A 16,226-nucleotide genomic window follows, 5' to 3' on the forward strand; every position below is an offset into this window, starting at 1 on the left:
CTTATAACGCAAGGCGAAGAACTCGCCCCAAGGGCAGTGCCTGCTAACGTAAACTCGTGCTAGTTTTAGCGAGATACTCGCGCTATTTACTTAAAATGCCGCGCCACTGCCTTACACCCCACCCATGAAATCCCTTCTTTGCCTTTCCCTGCTCGCATTTGCCACTGCCACTTACGCCCAAACTGGTCCTGTCAAGGTTGAAGTCAAGCAAACTGATGGTCGATATGAACTGCTGCGGGGAAGGAAGCCTTATTTTATCAATGGTGCGGGTGGTGGGCAATTTCCAGAGCGCATCAAGGCGTATGGCGGCAACTCCATCCGTACTTGGGGTACTAGCGGTGCTGATAAGGTACTAGCCGAGGCCAACAAAAACGGCCTTACCGTGATGCTAGGATTGGACGTGGCCCGTGAGCGGCACGGCTTCGACTACAACAACCCCGAGGCCGTAGCCGGGCAATTGCAAAAGCTGCGCGCCGAAGTACTTAAGTACAAAGACAACCCAGCAGTACTGTTTTGGGGCATCGGCAACGAGCTGAATCTGGAATATACCAATCCCAAGGTTTGGGATGCCGTGCAGCAAATAGCCCAGATGATTCATGAGGTGGACCCCAACCACCCAACCAGCACCGTGTTGGCGGGCTGCAATAAGAAAGAAGTGGATTACATAAAGGCCAAGTGCCCGGCCGTTGATATTCTCAGCATCAACACCTACGCCGGACTGGCTGCTATTCCGCAGCAGATCCGTACCACTGGCTGGACGGGCCCCTACGTAGTGGCCGAGTGGGGCCCGACGGGTCACTGGGAAAGCCCAGTTACGCCTTGGAAAGCATCGGTGGAAGAAACCAGCAGCCAGAAAGCAGCCGTGTATCAAAGCCGCTACGAATCGTCGGTGGCCAAGGATAAAACCCAGTGCCTCGGGACCTACGTGTTTCTGTGGGGGCAGAAGCAGGAGCGCACACCCACTTGGTACGGCATCTTCACTGAGGATGGCAAAGAATCGGAAGTGGTGGATGTGATGCAGTATCTATGGAGCGGGCAGTGGCCTAAGAACCGCGCCCCGCATTTGGCATCCTTACGTCTGTCGGGCCAGCAAGCCACCGATAACGTGTATCTGCTACCAGGCCAAAGCTACCCAGTTGTTGCTACCGTCACGGACCCCGACAAAGACCCGCTGACCTATCGTTGGGAACTGCTCCCGGAAAGCACCGATTTGAAGTCGGGAGGGGACCGGGAAAGCCGCCCCGTAGCTATTCCGGGCCTGGTTTCGGCCGGAGCCAAGGCTCAGACTACGCTTAAAGCTCCAGCCAAGGCCGGAGCCTACCGCTTATTTGTGTACACCTACGACGGCCACGACAACGTAGCTACGGCCAATATTCCGTTTTATGTGAAGGAGAAGTAGCTACTAGCTTATTGAAAACTGGTTAATTCTCCTGATTAATCAAATTCACTACCAGGGTTACCATGGTATCCTTGTCTTCCGGCTTGCTTTCGGCAATGAGCAGTGTAAGGGCTACCAAGGCATTATCAGCTAAACGCCGAGAACCGTCGGGTTTGTAAAGGCAGTGATTTCGATCGAGAAACCAAACAAAGAGAAAAGCAGCAATGCGCTTATTACCGTCGGAAAAGGAGTGATTTTTCACCACGAAATAGAGTAGGTTCGCGGCTTTTTCCTCTACGCTTGGGTACAGGTCTTCGCCATCGAAGCTCTGGTAAATAGTGCGTACAGAACTTTGGAACGAAGCATCTTTCTCTCGGCCAAACAGGGCGCTGCCGCCAAACTGCGTACGCAAACCTTCCACCGCCTCCAATCCCGCTTCGTAGGTCAACACAAAGGGTTCTTCCGCAGCGGTGCCGCGTACGCGCAAGCGCTGGTGGTCATATTGGTCGAGCACGTCGAGGGCGCGGGCGTAGTCGCCGAGCACCCGTAGCAGCGCATCTGATTGGTCGGAAGTTAACTCTTGGCTGGCCGCCACTTCGCTTTGCAATTGCACAAGGCGCTTGAGGTCGGCTAGCTGACGGGAGCTTTCCCGCAAGCGCTGCTCGTTTAGCGCGTACCCCTGCACTAGGTACTGTCGCAATACCTGCGTCGCCCATTGCCGGAATTTTGTGCCTTTGATTGAGTTAACTCGGTAGCCTATAGAAATGATGACATCCAAGTTGTAGTAGCTCACCGGCTTGTCTGATGAGGCAATGTGCATTTTTTGCACATTGCTTTTCTCATCTAGCTCTTCAGAAGCAAACACATTGCGCAAGTGCTTAGTAATGACACTACGGTCTCGCCCAAACAGTTCAGCCATCTGCGCCTGCGTCAGCCAGACGGTTTCGTCTTGCAATTGAACTTGTAGTTGGGTGTTGCCGTCAGGTGACTGGTAGAGGAGGATGTCGTTGGTGGAAGACATGAGTTGCCGAACAAAAAATGGTCGGACAAGATAGCAGCTATTCGCAGTATCTCAACAGTAGGAACTACTATTCACTTTGTTGAGAGAAATTGGTCTTACTAAACGGCACAAACCTGCGGTAAGTGCTGAAAACCAAACGGCTGCAAACGAAGCTCCGGTTACTATTGGGCCCGGCGCTTCTCGTCTTCGGCCCCGCTGCGGCGGTTGGTAGCGGTGGAGTTGTCGTTGCCTAGTTTCCAGCTTAACGACAGCGTTACGGCTCGCGAATCACGGCGCAAAAAGAGGTTTTCCTGGTAGTTGTTGTAGCGTGAGGTGGCTCGTAGGGGGCTGGTATAAAAGATGTCGGTGGCGGCTAGTTTCACGTTGCCACGTTTTTCCAGCACTGCTTTTTGCACGCCCACACCAACTTGGCCAAACGGCTGAAACACAAAGAAGCCCACCCGCTGCCTTGACTCATACGTGCCATTTAGCTCCGCGCTCCAGCCTTTGCCAAACGTAAAGGTGCTGTTGCTGCTCAGCGAGCACGCTCCCCGACCGCGGTTAAGTGCCGTACCCGCCAAACTACCTTGATAGTGAATGTAGTACAGCACCACGTTGTTGTAGATGCTCCACCACTTAGCTGGCGTCAGGGGAGCCGTAAGGGTCAAGGCGGCGTACTGTTGCCGGTTCAGGTTGACGTACTGCGATACGGTGGTACTGTCGCTTTCGGGTTGAGCCACATCGGTGATGGGGTTCTGGGTGATGCTGAAGCTAAGGCCGGTGGTAAACTTCTGCTTGAACGTGTGGCTCAGTTCCACGTTGTAGCTGGTTTCCGGGCGCAGATCGGGGTTGCCCTTACCCGAAGTAGTCGGGTCGATGACGAAGCGGAAAGGGTTCAGTTGCCGGTAGGAGGGGCGGTTGATACGCCGGCTCAGGGACGCCGATAGTTCGTGCTTTTCACTGAGCGTGTACTTGACCCCAGCACTCGGAAACAACTGGTAGTAGTCGCGCCGAAAATTGAGCGAATCTATCAGTTGTCGGCCTTTCATTACAGTTTGTTCAAAGCGCAAACCAGCCTGTACGTTCAGCTTATTAAGGGTGTGCGATAAGGTAGCGTAGGCGGCCGTAATGATTTCGTCGTACTTGAAACGGTTGGTGCGGCCAAGGTCAATGGTAGTTATGTCGTTAACAGTGTTGGTAAACAGCAAATCGTTATCGGACGATACCTGGCTGGCTTTGGCACCGGCTTCGAGGTTGGTTTTGGGAGATAGTGCTTGCGTGTAGTCGGCTTTCAAGGCCTGGATGATAAGCTCGCCAGTTTGGTCACCTAGCAAAGTAGACGTTGGGCGGCCCGACATTTCAAAGAAGGTAGTTTGGCGCTGGAGCCGGTGCGTGTAGTAATTGGCGTAATCCACATCGGCTGTTAACTCTGGGCTGCCAGCGGTGCCATTGCCAAATGTGTGCTTGAAGTTTAGGTTACCAGCCACGTTGGGATTGAAACCCTCTGTTCGGCTTAAGGCTGTGTAATAGTTGGTTACTAGACCAGGTGCATCGTAAAAGGTGCTGGTGTTTGTGCCCACGCCATTAGGTCGAGGATTTGGCACCGCAAACCCGTTGATGGCCGCACCAAGCACCGTGTTTTTCGATAGATTAAGATCGGCACCAATCTTATAAATCAGGAAATGGTCGCTGGATTCAATGCGGTTACGCTGGTCGCTGGTGCTTTGTAGCACAGACGAAGCTTCTGCACTTAGCGAGTCGTAGAAATAGCGGTAGGTGTTCCGAATGCCGAAACCCCGGCGCCGGGTGTAATTCACGGAAGTGAAAATGTTGAGGTTTTTTCGCCGGTGGTTGCCGGAAAACCCGCTAGTGAACTTGTTGTATTGCGTACGGCCGTAGCTGGCATTCAGGGCACCGTTGGTACCCATGCGCTGGTCCTTTTTGAGGTTGATGGCAATAATGCCCGCCCCACCTTGCGCATCATATTTGGCGGGTGGATTGGTAATCAACTCGATGCTCTTAAGCTGGTCAGCGGGTAAGGAGCGCAGGTAGTCGGCAAGCTCGGAGCCCGTCATGGGTTGGCGCTTGCCGTCAATGAGTACTAGTAGGCCCTGCCGCCCCCGCAGTGCGAGGTTATCATTGCCATCGACGGTGACGCCCGGCGCACGGGCGAGGACGTCGAGCGTGGTGTTGCCGGCGGCCAGCGTGGAGCCTTCCACGTTCACTACTGTGCGGTCAGCGAGGCGTTCGAATAATGGCTTCTGACCTATTACCTGCACTTCTTTCAGTGCCGTGGCCGCACTAGGCTGAAGCGTGATGCTCGGTAGCGCTAAGCTGCCATTAGCTGGCAACGCAAACGGCTCACTCCAATGCCGGGCAAAACCTATCTGAGCCGCCGATACTCGGTAGCGCCCGTCGGCTGGGCGCTCGAAGCGGAAAGCGCCATTAGCGTCGCTGAATTCAGTTTTTACCACCGAGGAATCAGCTGCGCGGTGCAAGGTCACGGTGGCGTAGTCAATGGCTGAGCCTGCCGCAGAGCGTACACTGCCTGTTATGTTGCCGGCGGTTTGCGCTTTGGCAGGCGCAATAACTCCTGTTAGCGCTGTCACCAAAATTCCGGCCGCAAACGAGAAGAAGCGAGTAGAGATTTTGCTGTTCAATGTATTGAAATGATTGGGTGGCAAAAGCGGAGTGTAGCAACAGAAGTATCCCAAGTGAATGGCACCGGCTGAAAGCAGGTCTATCACTGTAGCTAGCAGCAGTGGGTAATCCCTTTGGTGGAGCTAGCCAGCAATTGGCAGCCAGTCAGGAAGGCAGATAATGGGTCGCCGGGTTGTGTTTCACGTGTGGATACCGCGCAAACTTTCGGACGTTACAATCTGAGGGGCTAATTATTTTTTGCGGTTGTCGTGCTGCAACTGCTTGTAGGCGCTTACTGCTATTGTTGCCAGCGCCGTTGAGCGCAAAAAAGAAAGCCGGACTTGTACAGCACGATGCAGAGCATAGGTGTGATTTGCCGCATGTGCTGAAAACAGAAAACCCGCCACGACGAAGCATGGCGGGTTTCTGTTTTCGGGTTGGTGCTGTCGTTGGTCTGGCAGCTCAGCTTAATGTCTTCGCGTCCTTATTTTACCTTGAATACTTTGTTAAGAAACGCTACAGTATACTTCAGTGTAGGCTCAAACCACGGGTTGAAAAGAGGAAACGTATGCGGCGCATCAGGAAAACTGTGCACTTCGTGGTAGATATGGAAGGCGTCTAATTTCTTAATCATGTCTTCTCGGCCCGCGTGCATCCTATCAACTGAGCTATTGATGAAAACAATGGGTGGCGTTGCTCCAGTCACGTGATTCAGCGCCCCGGCTTGGTGCCACAGCTCGGGCTTCTCGGTTTTGGAGGCGCCAAACCAATAGGTAGCAGCGGAAGGGCCTTTGCTGTCGTTGCCTTCGCCCGATTCGGGGTGAATGAAAGCCAAGGTGCCATCTACATCTACAATAGCTTGCACACTGCTAGAGTGGCTTGGGTAGCAAGCGTCGCCTTCCAGCGTTTTGTCGTCGTTGGTAGTGCCAAGCAGTGCCGCCAGTTGTCCTCCCGCTGAGAAGCCCCAAACCGCAATTTTGGTGGTATCGATGGCATACGCTTTTGCATTAGCGCGCATCCACCGAATGGCGGCTTTCAAGTCCATAACGGCGGCCGGATAAACAGCTTCCGTAGAAAGCCGGTACTCGGCAGTTACCGTCACGTAGCCTACTGCTGCCAGCTGTTGAGCCATCGGAACGTGCTGCAAACGGTCGCCGGACCGCCAGCCACCCCCATGAATAAACAATACGGCGGGGTATCCTTTCTTGCGGTTGGCAATCGGCCGAAAAATATCAAGCTGCAGGTTGCGGTTGCCAATGGTGCAGTACGTCAGGTTCATCTTGGCCTGGACAGTGCTTGGCAAAGTCGGCCTAGCCACACTAATAGCCGGATTGTTTTTCTTGGCCTTGATGAATGCGCTATACACCGTAAACGATGTGTCGCGCGGCGCCGGAAGCTGCTGCGCCTCGACCGGTGAGGCCAGAAACGGCAACAAGCAACTCAGCGCAATTAGCCAACGGAGCAGCGAAGAAGTACTCTGGGTGGTCATAAATTGAGGATGAGGCTGCGTAATAATATTATTTCCGTCAATGACGAGTGGAATCAAAGTGCCTCGCTGGTGTAAATATTGTAACACTGTCGTCATGCTGAGCTTGCCGAAGCATCTCGCGTGCTGACGTCGCCAAACTATACCAGTCATGCTGAGCGGAGCCGAAGCATCTCGCTCGAATCGTTGCATGCGCTAGAGGTTACCACACTAGCGAGATGCTTCGGCTGCGCTCAGCATGACGTTCTTTTTACGGCATATGTGAGGCTTCGGCAAGCCCAGTACGGTGGTTTTAGAAGCTGTTACTAAACATCCAGCCACTTCAATGTGGGGGCTGTGGCCTATAACCTCTCCAGCAACTCGTCGAATGTGCGCAGCAATTCGGCGCGTATAGCTTCGGGCTCTGCTTCTAGACGTTGCTCGAACACTTCACGCTCCGTAAAGTCATGAAGGCTGCGGGTGAGAGGGACTTCTGCTTCTTGTTCATCGCCGAGGGCGCGGAGCTTTACTAGGCGGAAGTGACGACGCGCCAGTACCTCCAACTGCTTGCGGTCCAGTTCCTTGATTACTTTTAGCAGCGTTTCCGCTACTTCCAGCTGCGTCAGCTCGGAGTGAATCTGCACGTCGGCCCAGGCGGGGAGGGGGTAGCCAGCGTTGTCGTAGCTGGTCAGGAGCAGAATCACTTCGTCGAGCGCACCGTGAAACCGCACCAGCCGCCGTGCATTGGGCACCGGCAGGGCTTCCAGCGTTTGCAGCTTCCCGTTCCCAAATTCCAGCAGCAGCACTTCCTTCGGGTGGTCGACTTCGGAAAACGACAATGGAATGGGTGAGCCAGAATACCGAATATGCTCCCGCCCTCCCACGCGCTGCGGCCGGTGCAAATGCCCGAGCGCCACGTAATCAAATATTTCAGGGAAGTGGTCGGCCGTAATTTGCCCCAGATTGCCGACGTGGATAGTGCGTTCCGAATCGGAAGGGGCGGCGCCGGCGGCGTAGAGGTGGCCGGTGGCCAATACGGGCAAGCCCAAGTCTTTGAGCTGCCATACCTGCTCCACCTCGGCCATGCGGCTATAGTGGTCGGCTATGCCTTGCTTGATCCGCGCTTCCCGCTCTTCAGCCGTTTCGCCGGGCACCGAGAGGCGCACGTCTCGGTCGCGCAGGAACGGTACGGCGCACACCACGAGACCGGGCTTGCCAGTGGCATCGTCTAGTACCAGCACTTGGTCCTCGAAGCAGTCGGGCACGCAGCCAACCACGTGCACCCGCAAATGACGTAACAGCCGAGCTGGTGCGTTAAGCGTGGCGGGAGAATCATGGTTGCCACCCACCACCACGATGTCGCGGCAGCTAGTGCCGCGCATGCTCAATAGAAAGGAATAATACAGCTCCAGCGCTTGGTTGGAGGGCGAACCCGTATCGAAAATATCACCAGCAACTACCAGCACTTCCACGCGCTGTTTCTGTACCGTTTCCACCAGCCAGTCGAGGAAGTGGCGGTGTTCGTCGGTGCGTTCGTGGCCGCTGATAAAGCGCTGGCCGAGGTGCCAGTCGGCGGTGTGCAGAACTCTCATGCTGGAAATTATGACAATGCAAATTCGAAATTACAGCTTGCTTCGCCGATTCTCACTGCCATTAAACGATGCGCGCTAACAACGTTATCTGGAAGTAGGTAAGTTTACTAACAGTAGCCACATTATATGCACTAGGGTAGCTTAGCTTGGCAATTCATAAACGTTATGGAACACCTAGAAAACACCGCAGCTGCTACAACTGATTCTGTACCCAATATTTCATTGCCGCTCAGTTCTTTGCGCGTAGGACTACCGCAGGAATTAGGAGCGCAGAATGCAACAGACGTACTAAATCGGGCATGGACCTCGGCAATATTTAAGCGGGAAATAGCTGCGCCAGTATGGCTTTCCGTGCTCAATCTGACCGGCGACGAGCAAGCTGATCAGCGTAATCATGGCGGGCCAGACCAAGCGTTGTGCGCTTACCCGGCCCGCCACTATGCTTATTGGACCAAGCGGCTAGGTTTACCGCTAACTGCTGGCAGCTTCGGTGAAAACTTAACTATTGGCGGTGACTGCACCGAAGAGGACGTGTGCATTGGTGATGTATTTGCTTTCGGTGAGGCAGTGGTGCAAATCTCGCAGCCACGTTCGCCCTGCTGGAAAATTGCGCGCCGTTGGCAACTGCCGATGTTTTCGCAGTGGCTACAGGAGACCGGTTTTACGGGCTGGTACATGCGGGTCATTCAACCAGGCTTAGTAGGCCCCCATGATGTCCTGCGCCTTATAGAGCGCCCACACCCCGAATGGACGATAGCCCGTGCTAATTCTGCCAAATACGAACAGCGCCACGACCGAGAACTAGTAGCACAATTAGCTGCTTGCCCGGCCCTGGGGCAGCAGTGGCGCCGCAAAATGCAAGGCCGCACCGACGGTTCTTTGCCGCTCAACGACGACGCAAATCGGTTGGTAGGCCCTAATGCCGGTTAGCGCTTTCAAGCCCTTGGTGGCCCTCAAGATAATGGTCAACAAAAAACCCCAGTCATTTTCGGACTGGGGCCTTCAGTGACGTTAAGACAGTTAGTGTACTGGCTGTGAGTGAAACGTAGTAATGGCTTCGCCCAAATCGTGCACTTGCACACCGTCGGGTAGCGCTGCATCTAAGATGCTTGCCCCTGCCGCGGAGCGGTAGCCACCCGCGCAGTGCACGAGCACAGGCTTGTCGGTTGGCACTTCATGGGCTCGCTCTCGCAACTCCGGCAGCGGAATTTGCAGCGAGTTTTCGAAGATAGGCTGCTTGGCTTCGGTGGTATTGCGGATGTCAACAATCGTGTAGTCCTCGGGCCTTTCGCGAACTTGCGCAACATCAGTGCTCGGGCTCGTGACGGGGAGTTGATGGGGCGTAACCAAGGCTCCTTTGATGTTGAGTTCGTAGCCGATTTTAGCGGCTTTGCGGATAACCGTATCCAGCGCAATCTGCGAATCAGCCAGTAGGTAGAACGTTTCTTCGGGACCTACTACCGACCCGAGCCAGGTTTCGAACTTAGGCCCGTCCATCAGATTGATAGCGCCGGGCAAGTGCCCCGACCGGAATTGTTCGGCTGGCCGCGTGTCAATTATCAAGGATTTGGGGTCGAGGGCGGCGTCGGGCTGCAGGCGTGGTACCCGCCGAATGCTATCCTCGAAAGGAAGCGCACCTTGCTTGTTGAGCACTACGTCATGCCCGAAATATTTGGGGCGGAAAGGTTGGTCTTCCAGCAGTACCTTAATAAACTCGTCCTGCGACATAGGCTGCAGAGCGTAGTTGGACTGTACTTCTTTGCCAATCGTGCTGTCGAGCTCGGTGCTGGTGGTTTTGCCGCACAAGCTGCCAGGGCCGTGAGCGGGGTATACCTTCGTGGCGGCTGGCAGCGTCATCAGCTTTTGGCGGGTGCTTTGGTAGAGCTGCGCGGCAAGATCTTCGCGGCTATGCCCACCAACGTTTTCGGCTTCGCGAAGGTCCGGGCGGCCAACGTCGCCCACAAACAAGGTGTCGCCGGTGAAAACGGCGCGGGTGTGCGCAAACTCATCTATCAACAGAACGCAGATGCTGTCAGGCGAATGGCCGGGCGTGTTGATGGCGTGCAACTCCATGTTACCGAGCTTGATTCGGTCGCCGTCGTCGAAGGGCTGGTGGGGGTAGCTGGCCTTCACCAGCCGACTACAATAAATGGTAGCGTGCGTTTCCTGCGCTATTTCGAGGTGGCTGCTAACAAAGTCGGCGTGCGGATGGGTTTCAATGACGGCAATGATGCGGGCATCGTGCTCGTCGGCGAAGTCGTAGTAGGGTTGGGGGTCGCGGGCCGGGTCGATGATGGCTACTTGGCGGCCGCTGCGGATGGCGTAGCTGGCATGCGCTAAGCCTTTGTCGTAGAACTGCTGAATTTGTACCGACGCGGTACTACTGGGCAGAGGACTCATGGGGTGAAGAATGTGGTGGATGCGCAACCGGGTGGGAAAGCCGAAGCCGGACGCATATTCTCAAATATAAGCAAGTGGAATTCTACGTAAACCGAAAGTAGAGGGAAAAGTATTCTCGAAAAGGTGCAAGAGCTTTTAGAGCAATGAGTTGAAATAGCGGTTTCCGATAAGCCTACGGTCTGACTGGTGCCTTAAAGACAATAGCCGTAATCGCAAAAGCCAACCAAGCGCGGCGTGATACAACACGCCTGTGTTTCCGCCCGCAAAAGTAAGCGTAACAGCTACCGCCAATAGCCCGGCAACAAAAAGCCCCGACCAAGTGGGCCGGGGCTTTTGTCTATACTAGGCTACGCGTTGGCTTAGGCTTTCGTCTTCTTTTTCATGCCGCCCTGCATTTTGTCTTTGCGCTTATCAAGTTGGTCTTCGCGCATCTGGTCAAACTTCGTTACCTGCTCGGGCGTGAGCACCGCTTTGAGTTGCGCGTCATATTTTTCGCGGACTGCCTTCATTTCTTGGCCGGCTCCCTGACGAGAATCGGCGGACGAGAATTTGGCACGCAGAGCCTGCAGTTCCTGGGTTTCAGCCAGCGCGATAGTGCGAACTTTCGTTGATTGGTCGGCGCTGAGGCTCAATTCTTTGGTTAGGCGCTGGGTTTGCATGTCGGCGCGTTGCTCGGGCGTCATGTTGCCGCCACGGCCCTGGCCCATGCGGTTTCCGCGGCCGGAAGTAGTTAAATCAGCGGACTGAGCCGAAGCCGCGCCAACAGTTAGAAGGAAGGCAGCTAGTATTGCAAGCGTCTTTTTCATAATAGTGTTGTCTTTAGAGTTAATGACGCCTAGTTAGAGGGCGCTGCCACGGCTGGGTTTAATTGGGCTCCAAAGATTAGGACTAAGACCTACCGGAAGCGGACGAATCCAATAAACGCCTATATTCGGGGCCGGGCAACTGCTTGTAGACGGCTTTTTTCTACTTCGACTACCAACTCACTTCCTTTCCCTTTCTCACAAAACTATATGGCAGGTATTTTCGCCAAAAAACCGCTAGCTCAGCTGCTGAGTGAAGCTAATTCTTCCGGACACGGGGCGCTGAAGCGCACCCTGGGTGCGGGCAACTTGGTAGCTCTAGGCGTAGGCGCCATCATCGGGGCGGGCCTATTTGTGCGCACGGCCGCTGCTGCCGCCCAGGCTTCGGGCCCCGGCGTGACGCTGGCCTTCATACTGGCCGCGTTCGGCTGCGTGTTTGCCGGGCTTTGCTACGCCGAGTTTGCGGCCATGATTCCGATTGCCGGCTCGGCCTACACCTACGCCTACACCACAATGGGCGAGTTTGTAGCTTGGGTTATCGGCTGGGCGCTCATCATGGAGTATGCCCTAGGGGCGGCCACGGTATCCATTGCCTGGAGCGAATACCTGAACAAGCTCTTGGAGGTTTTTGGCACCAGTATACCGTATAATCTTAGTCACTCGCCCTTCGAAAGTGCCGTTATCGACGGTGTGACGCAGCATGGATTCATCAACCTGCCCGCCTTGCTTATCATCGTAATGCTAAGCTTGTTGTTGGTAAAAGGCACGCAGGAATCGGCCCTCTTCAACGCCATTATCGTGGTGCTGAAGACCCTCATCGTGGTAGTATTTATTGCTGTGGGCTGGCAGTTTATCAACCCATCCAACCACACGCCCTACCTCATTCCGGCCGATGCCGTGGTAAAAAACGCCGCCGGTGAAGTAGTACGCACCTACGAAGGTTTTTTCAAACACGGCTTAGGCGGTATTATCGGCGGCGCAGGTATCGTGTTTTTCGCCTTCATCGGGTTCGACGCCGTGAGTACGGCTGCGCAGGAAGCTAAGAACCCCAAGCGCGACATGCCTATCGGTATTCTTGGCTCATTGGCTATTTGCACGGTGCTTTATATCCTGTTCGGCCACGTGCTGACTGGCGTGGCCAACTGGCGCGAGTTTGCCGACCCGGCTCTGGGCGGTGAGGCTTCGGTGGCCTATGCTATCCGGGCGCACATGCCTGGTTATGGCTGGTTGGCTACTGCCGTGACGGTAGGTATTTTGTTGGGCTTCACCTCTGTTATTCTAGTAATGCTAATGGGGCAGAGCCGCGTTTTCTTCTCGATGGCCAAGGACGGCCTTATGCCCAAAGCCTTCTCGGACCTGCACCCTAAGTTCAACACGCCCTACAAATCCAACCTCATGCTGATGGTGTTCGTGGGCTTGTTCGCGGCCTTCGTGCCCGGCTCGCTGGCCGGCGACCTTACCTCGTTTGGTACCCTGCTGGCCTTCGTGCTGGTGAGCATCGGGGTGTGGATTATGCGCCGCTCCGATCCCAGCCAGCCCCGGCCGTTCCGCGCGCCTCTGTCTTCGCCTAGCTTCCCGCTTGTACCCATTATGGGTGCGGTTGTATGCACTTTGCTCATCATCGGCCTCGACGCTTTCACATTGGAAGTAGCCGTGGGGTGGATGCTGCTTGGCTTCCTGGTGTACTTCATCTACGGCAGACGCAACTCTATGCTGCAACGCGGCATTGTAGTAGTGCCGACCGAAATGGAAGAGCAAGCCTTCATAAAAGACTAGCTTCTCATTATCGATCAACACAAAAAGACCCCGCTGGCTAACCAGCGGGGTCTTTTTGTGTTGATGAAGCTTTACTTTTTCGAAGCTTCCTGCACTTCACTCTGAAGCTTAATAACCCGGTCGCCGTTTTCTTGAACGATAACGAAGGCTGGATTGTCGGGAGTACCGTGGCGAGTGATATCGGAGCCCTTGAGCTTACGGGTAACGGTTTCTTTGTGGGTTTCTTCGATTTTGCCGGTAGCGGTGCCCGTGCCGTACTTCCAGCTTACAGTAGTGCCTTTGCGCATGATATAAAAAACAAGGAGCGGTGAATGAATGGCAAGCGAGGGTGTCGCTTCACATGGTTTTACTGTATTGGTGCAGCTTAGGTTCTTGGAAAGATGCAGCCCCTGACGATTCACTAGCCTCGGTTTGCTCGCAAGTAGCAGGCACTGAGCGGTAAGCGGCAAACACACAAGAGCTGAACTACCACCGCTTGGTAGAAAGATGATAGACAGCACTTAGGCGCAAAAAACCGCCCTCTTATATAATGTATAACCTATTTAATTTTTTTCATGAAAAAATATACATTAGCAACGTTCTATCAAATAGAAATATCGTTACATTTGGGACATGAACTGTGCATTTAGTGCAGTTGCGCCTAAATGTCGTCTTGGAGTTGCTTTCTTGATTCCAGGATTTTGCCTTCTTCAACCTGAGTCACACCAAACGAAAACAAACTAGTTATGCCCTCTAAGATTCTCTCCTTCATTGTACACGTTCCAGGCACGACCCCTGGTTCTTACCCTGCAGTACCTATGGCTACTACTAAGCCCGACCGCAAACAAGAAACGAAAGTGCAGAGCAGCGGCCACTTCACCGCCATCTACGAAAACGACCGTTTTGTGCGCTTCAAATACATCCATAACGCGCAGTAAAACAGAGATAAGCTGTTGACACAACAGGGTAGCGCCGCAGTCCTATCAGTGGGCTGCGGCGCTTTGCGTGTACGGACGCTAGCTTTTGGGCTAACTTGCAACTTAAACCCTGCGTTTAGTTGCCCATGCTGTCTTTCCGTTTTCGTGATCTGCTATTCCTGTTCTCTTCACTGATTTCTTTGCTAGCTAGTGGGCCGTTGCGGGCGCAGGGCACTGTTCCGGTGCTCGACGAAAACGGCTGGTACGGTATTGTAGCGCGCAGCAGTGGCCGCTCTTTAGAAGTACAAGGAGGTTCGCAGGAGGCCGGGGCTCCCGTAGTGCAATGGGAGTTCACGCACCCGGCTTCTCAGCAGTGGCGCTTTGTGCGCGTAGTGCCCGGTGGCGAATACTACCGGATTGAAAACCGCCAAAGCGGAAAGTGCCTGACGGTGGATAAGCCCGATGAAAACGCCCCCTTGGTGCAACGGCCGTGGACGGGCAGCTTTTACCAACAGTGGAAGATGGAGCCCGGTGGGCCTTTCGGCAGTGTGCAGTTGGTGGTGAAAGGCAATAACAATTGCGCTGCCATCATCAATGCCGACAAATTCAACGGCACTGCCGCGGTATTGCAACGGCCTCAGAACCGGGCTACGCAGCAGTGGCGGCTGTTTCAGTTGCGCCTAAACGAAGATCCCAATTTGCCTGGTTTTGGCACCCCGGAGCTGCTGCCCACCCTCAACACAGGAGGAAACGAGCTCCACCCTGTGCTGTCGCCCGATGGCAGTGCGCTGTATTTGTCGCGGACGCGCTATCCGGCCAATACCGAAGGAAACACCGAATCGGGCGATGCTTGGATGAGCGTTTCTTCCGACAAAGGACGCACCTGGAGTACCCCTACGCGGGTAGACGCGCTTAACACCCCGCAGAACAACGGCGTAATGGCAGTGGTAGGGCCGGAAGGCAATTCGCTGCTGGTACGCGGAACCTACGAACGGGACGGTAGCTTCCGCGACGAAGGCGTTTCCGAAGTGCTCCGCTCAGGGGGCAAAGGAGTGCGTCCGGTGCCGCTCAACATTCAGAACTATTACACCGCAGGGCCGTCTACCACGTTCTTCATGACGCCCGACAAGAAGGTGCTGCTCCTCTCGCTGGAGCGCGGCGACACGCAGGGCGGCAACGACTTGTACGTAAGCACTCCCACGGCCAACGGGGTTTGGAGTGAGCCCCGCAGCTTAGGCGGTGTAGTTAATTCGCCAGGATTCGAGTTTGCGCCTTGGCTGGCGCCCGACAACAAAACATTGTATTTCAGCTCTTACGGCCATGCTGGCTACGGCAGTGCCGATATTTTCGTGAGCACCCGCCTCGACGAAACTTGGACCCAGTGGAGTGAGCCCCGCAACCTCGGCAATCAACTTAACGGGCCCGGCTTCGATGCCTACTTCACGCTTACGCCCGATGGCAAGCAGGCGTATTATGCGTCGGCCCGCACCGCCAACGGTCCTGCCGACATTTTCCGCACGGCAACCAACGTGCAACGCACCGTAGCACCACCCGACTCCGCGGCTCCTGTAGCAGCGGCGCCCGTTGTGCCAACTGTGCCGGCGGTAGTTCCGCGTACCTTGCTTACGGGCCGCGTGCTAAATGCCAAAACCAAACAACCTTTGGCGGCCGAAGTCAAGATTGTTCGGCTAGACAATAATCTGGTTTTCAATGCTACCGCCCGGAGTTTGCCCGGCACCGGGTCGTATCAGTTTACGCTGCCGCCGGGCCGCTACCAAGTGCTTGGGAGTAGCGCCACTTTCCTAAACGCCACTGATACCATAAGCATGACAGGGTCCCGCACCCTCGATTTGCTGTTGGTGCCGGCCGCCGTTGGCTCTAGTTTAGAGCTGCCGACCCTGATTTTTGCGCAGGGCAAATACAACTTACTGCCCGCATCCTACGCCGAGCTGAACCGTTTGGCCCGCACCCTCGCCGACAACCCTACGGTGAACATCCGCCTGGAAGGCCACACCGACAACCAAGGGCCGGCTCACCTCAACCAAAAGCTGTCGGAGGATAGAGTAGGGGAAGTACGGCGCTACCTAATCATGCGGGGCGTGCCCGAAAACCGAATCAATGTAGTAGGCTACGGTGGCACTCACCCTCGCGCCAGCAACGAAAAAGAAGAAACCCGCAAGCTCAACCGGCGCGTCGAGTTTACGATTGTGAAATAGAAGACCGTTGAATGGCTTGGTAGGCGACGGATGACCATTCAACGGGTTGGCCTCGTACAT

General features: G+C 54.9%; 11 protein-coding genes. 4 read left to right on the plus strand and 7 right to left on the minus strand.

Annotated features, from left to right (window positions below; all coding sequences use genetic code 11):
- The first annotated feature begins 124 nt into the window (after window positions 1–124).
- On the plus strand, window positions 125–1,399 hold the full coding sequence (locus MUN86_RS06165; protein WP_245123025.1) for a glycoside hydrolase family 2 TIM barrel-domain containing protein: 1,275 nt from the start codon (window positions 125–127) through the stop codon (window positions 1,397–1,399).
- 22 nt (window positions 1,400–1,421) lie between these two features.
- Here the strand turns inward: MUN86_RS06165 and MUN86_RS06170 are convergent, their stop codons facing one another.
- From MUN86_RS06170 to sbcD, 4 genes are all read right to left on the minus strand, one after another.
- A complete protein-coding gene (locus tag MUN86_RS06170; protein ID WP_245123028.1) occupies window positions 1,422–2,399 on the minus strand; it encodes a virulence RhuM family protein/type II toxin-antitoxin system death-on-curing family toxin in 978 nt (325 codons plus the stop codon).
- Window positions 2,400–2,560: 161 nt separating this feature from the next.
- On the minus strand, window positions 2,561–5,038 hold the full coding sequence (locus tag MUN86_RS06175; protein WP_245123030.1) for a TonB-dependent receptor domain-containing protein: 2,478 nt from the start codon (window positions 5,036–5,038) through the stop codon (window positions 2,561–2,563).
- Between the two features lie 464 nt (window positions 5,039–5,502).
- A complete protein-coding gene (locus MUN86_RS06180; protein ID WP_245123033.1) occupies window positions 5,503–6,507 on the minus strand; it encodes an alpha/beta hydrolase in 1,005 nt (334 codons plus the stop codon).
- Window positions 6,508–6,845: 338 nt separating this feature from the next.
- Window positions 6,846–8,075: an exonuclease subunit SbcD gene (gene sbcD, locus MUN86_RS06185; RefSeq protein ID WP_245123035.1), complete on the minus strand. Its 1,230-nt coding sequence runs from the start codon at window positions 8,073–8,075 to the stop codon at window positions 6,846–6,848.
- 165 nt (window positions 8,076–8,240) lie between these two features.
- Here sbcD and MUN86_RS06190 point away from each other — a divergent pair, with 165 nt between their 5' ends.
- Window positions 8,241–9,005 (plus strand): MOSC domain-containing protein, encoded by a 765-nt coding sequence (locus MUN86_RS06190; protein WP_245123038.1) that lies wholly within the window; start codon window positions 8,241–8,243, stop codon window positions 9,003–9,005.
- A 90-nt stretch (window positions 9,006–9,095) separates the two neighbouring features.
- Here the strand turns inward: MUN86_RS06190 and MUN86_RS06195 are convergent, their stop codons facing one another.
- Together MUN86_RS06195 and MUN86_RS06200 are read right to left on the minus strand one after the other, a co-directional pair.
- Window positions 9,096–10,475, minus strand: coding sequence for an MBL fold metallo-hydrolase (locus MUN86_RS06195; protein WP_245123041.1), 1,380 nt, complete (start codon window positions 10,473–10,475; stop codon window positions 9,096–9,098).
- A gap of 359 nt (window positions 10,476–10,834) precedes the next feature.
- Window positions 10,835–11,281 carry a DUF4890 domain-containing protein gene (locus MUN86_RS06200; RefSeq protein ID WP_245123044.1) on the minus strand — a complete coding sequence of 149 codons (447 nt, stop codon included), beginning with the start codon at window positions 11,279–11,281 and terminating at the stop codon, window positions 10,835–10,837.
- Window positions 11,282–11,488: 207 nt separating this feature from the next.
- On the opposite strand from MUN86_RS06200, the gene MUN86_RS06205 reads away from it, so the two are divergent.
- Window positions 11,489–13,054: an amino acid permease gene (locus MUN86_RS06205; RefSeq protein ID WP_245123047.1), complete on the plus strand. Its 1,566-nt coding sequence runs from the start codon at window positions 11,489–11,491 to the stop codon at window positions 13,052–13,054.
- 71 nt (window positions 13,055–13,125) lie between these two features.
- On the opposite strand, the gene MUN86_RS06210 is transcribed toward MUN86_RS06205, so the two are convergent.
- Window positions 13,126–13,341 carry a hypervirulence associated TUDOR domain-containing protein gene (locus MUN86_RS06210; RefSeq protein WP_245123049.1) on the minus strand — a complete coding sequence of 72 codons (216 nt, stop codon included), beginning with the start codon at window positions 13,339–13,341 and terminating at the stop codon, window positions 13,126–13,128.
- Between the two features lie 755 nt (window positions 13,342–14,096).
- Between MUN86_RS06210 and MUN86_RS06215 the strand changes: the two genes are divergently transcribed.
- Window positions 14,097–16,166: an RICIN domain-containing protein gene (locus MUN86_RS06215; RefSeq protein ID WP_245123052.1), complete on the plus strand. Its 2,070-nt coding sequence runs from the start codon at window positions 14,097–14,099 to the stop codon at window positions 16,164–16,166.
- The last annotated feature ends 60 nt before the right edge of the window (window positions 16,167–16,226 follow it).

The sequence above is a fragment of the Hymenobacter volaticus genome (assembly GCF_022921055.1).
GTDB classification, from domain to species: domain Bacteria; phylum Bacteroidota; class Bacteroidia; order Cytophagales; family Hymenobacteraceae; genus Hymenobacter; species Hymenobacter volaticus.

Coding starts and splice junctions, on each gene's coding strand:
- MUN86_RS06165 (WP_245123025.1), top strand. CDS start 125: ATGAAATCCCTTCTTTGCCTTTCCCTGCTCGCATTTGCCACTGCCACT.
- MUN86_RS06170 (WP_245123028.1), bottom strand. CDS start 2,399: ATGTCTTCCACCAACGACATCCTCCTCTACCAGTCACCTGACGGCAAC.
- MUN86_RS06180 (WP_245123033.1), bottom strand. CDS start 6,507: ATGACCACCCAGAGTACTTCTTCGCTGCTCCGTTGGCTAATTGCGCTG.
- sbcD (WP_245123035.1), bottom strand. CDS start 8,075: ATGAGAGTTCTGCACACCGCCGACTGGCACCTCGGCCAGCGCTTTATC.
- MUN86_RS06190 (WP_245123038.1), top strand. CDS start 8,241: ATGGAACACCTAGAAAACACCGCAGCTGCTACAACTGATTCTGTACCC.
- MUN86_RS06195 (WP_245123041.1), bottom strand. CDS start 10,475: ATGAGTCCTCTGCCCAGTAGTACCGCGTCGGTACAAATTCAGCAGTTC.
- MUN86_RS06200 (WP_245123044.1), bottom strand. CDS start 11,281: ATGAAAAAGACGCTTGCAATACTAGCTGCCTTCCTTCTAACTGTTGGC.
- MUN86_RS06205 (WP_245123047.1), top strand. CDS start 11,489: ATGGCAGGTATTTTCGCCAAAAAACCGCTAGCTCAGCTGCTGAGTGAA.
- MUN86_RS06210 (WP_245123049.1), bottom strand. CDS start 13,341: ATGCGCAAAGGCACTACTGTAAGCTGGAAGTACGGCACGGGCACCGCT.
- MUN86_RS06215 (WP_245123052.1), top strand. CDS start 14,097: ATGCTGTCTTTCCGTTTTCGTGATCTGCTATTCCTGTTCTCTTCACTG.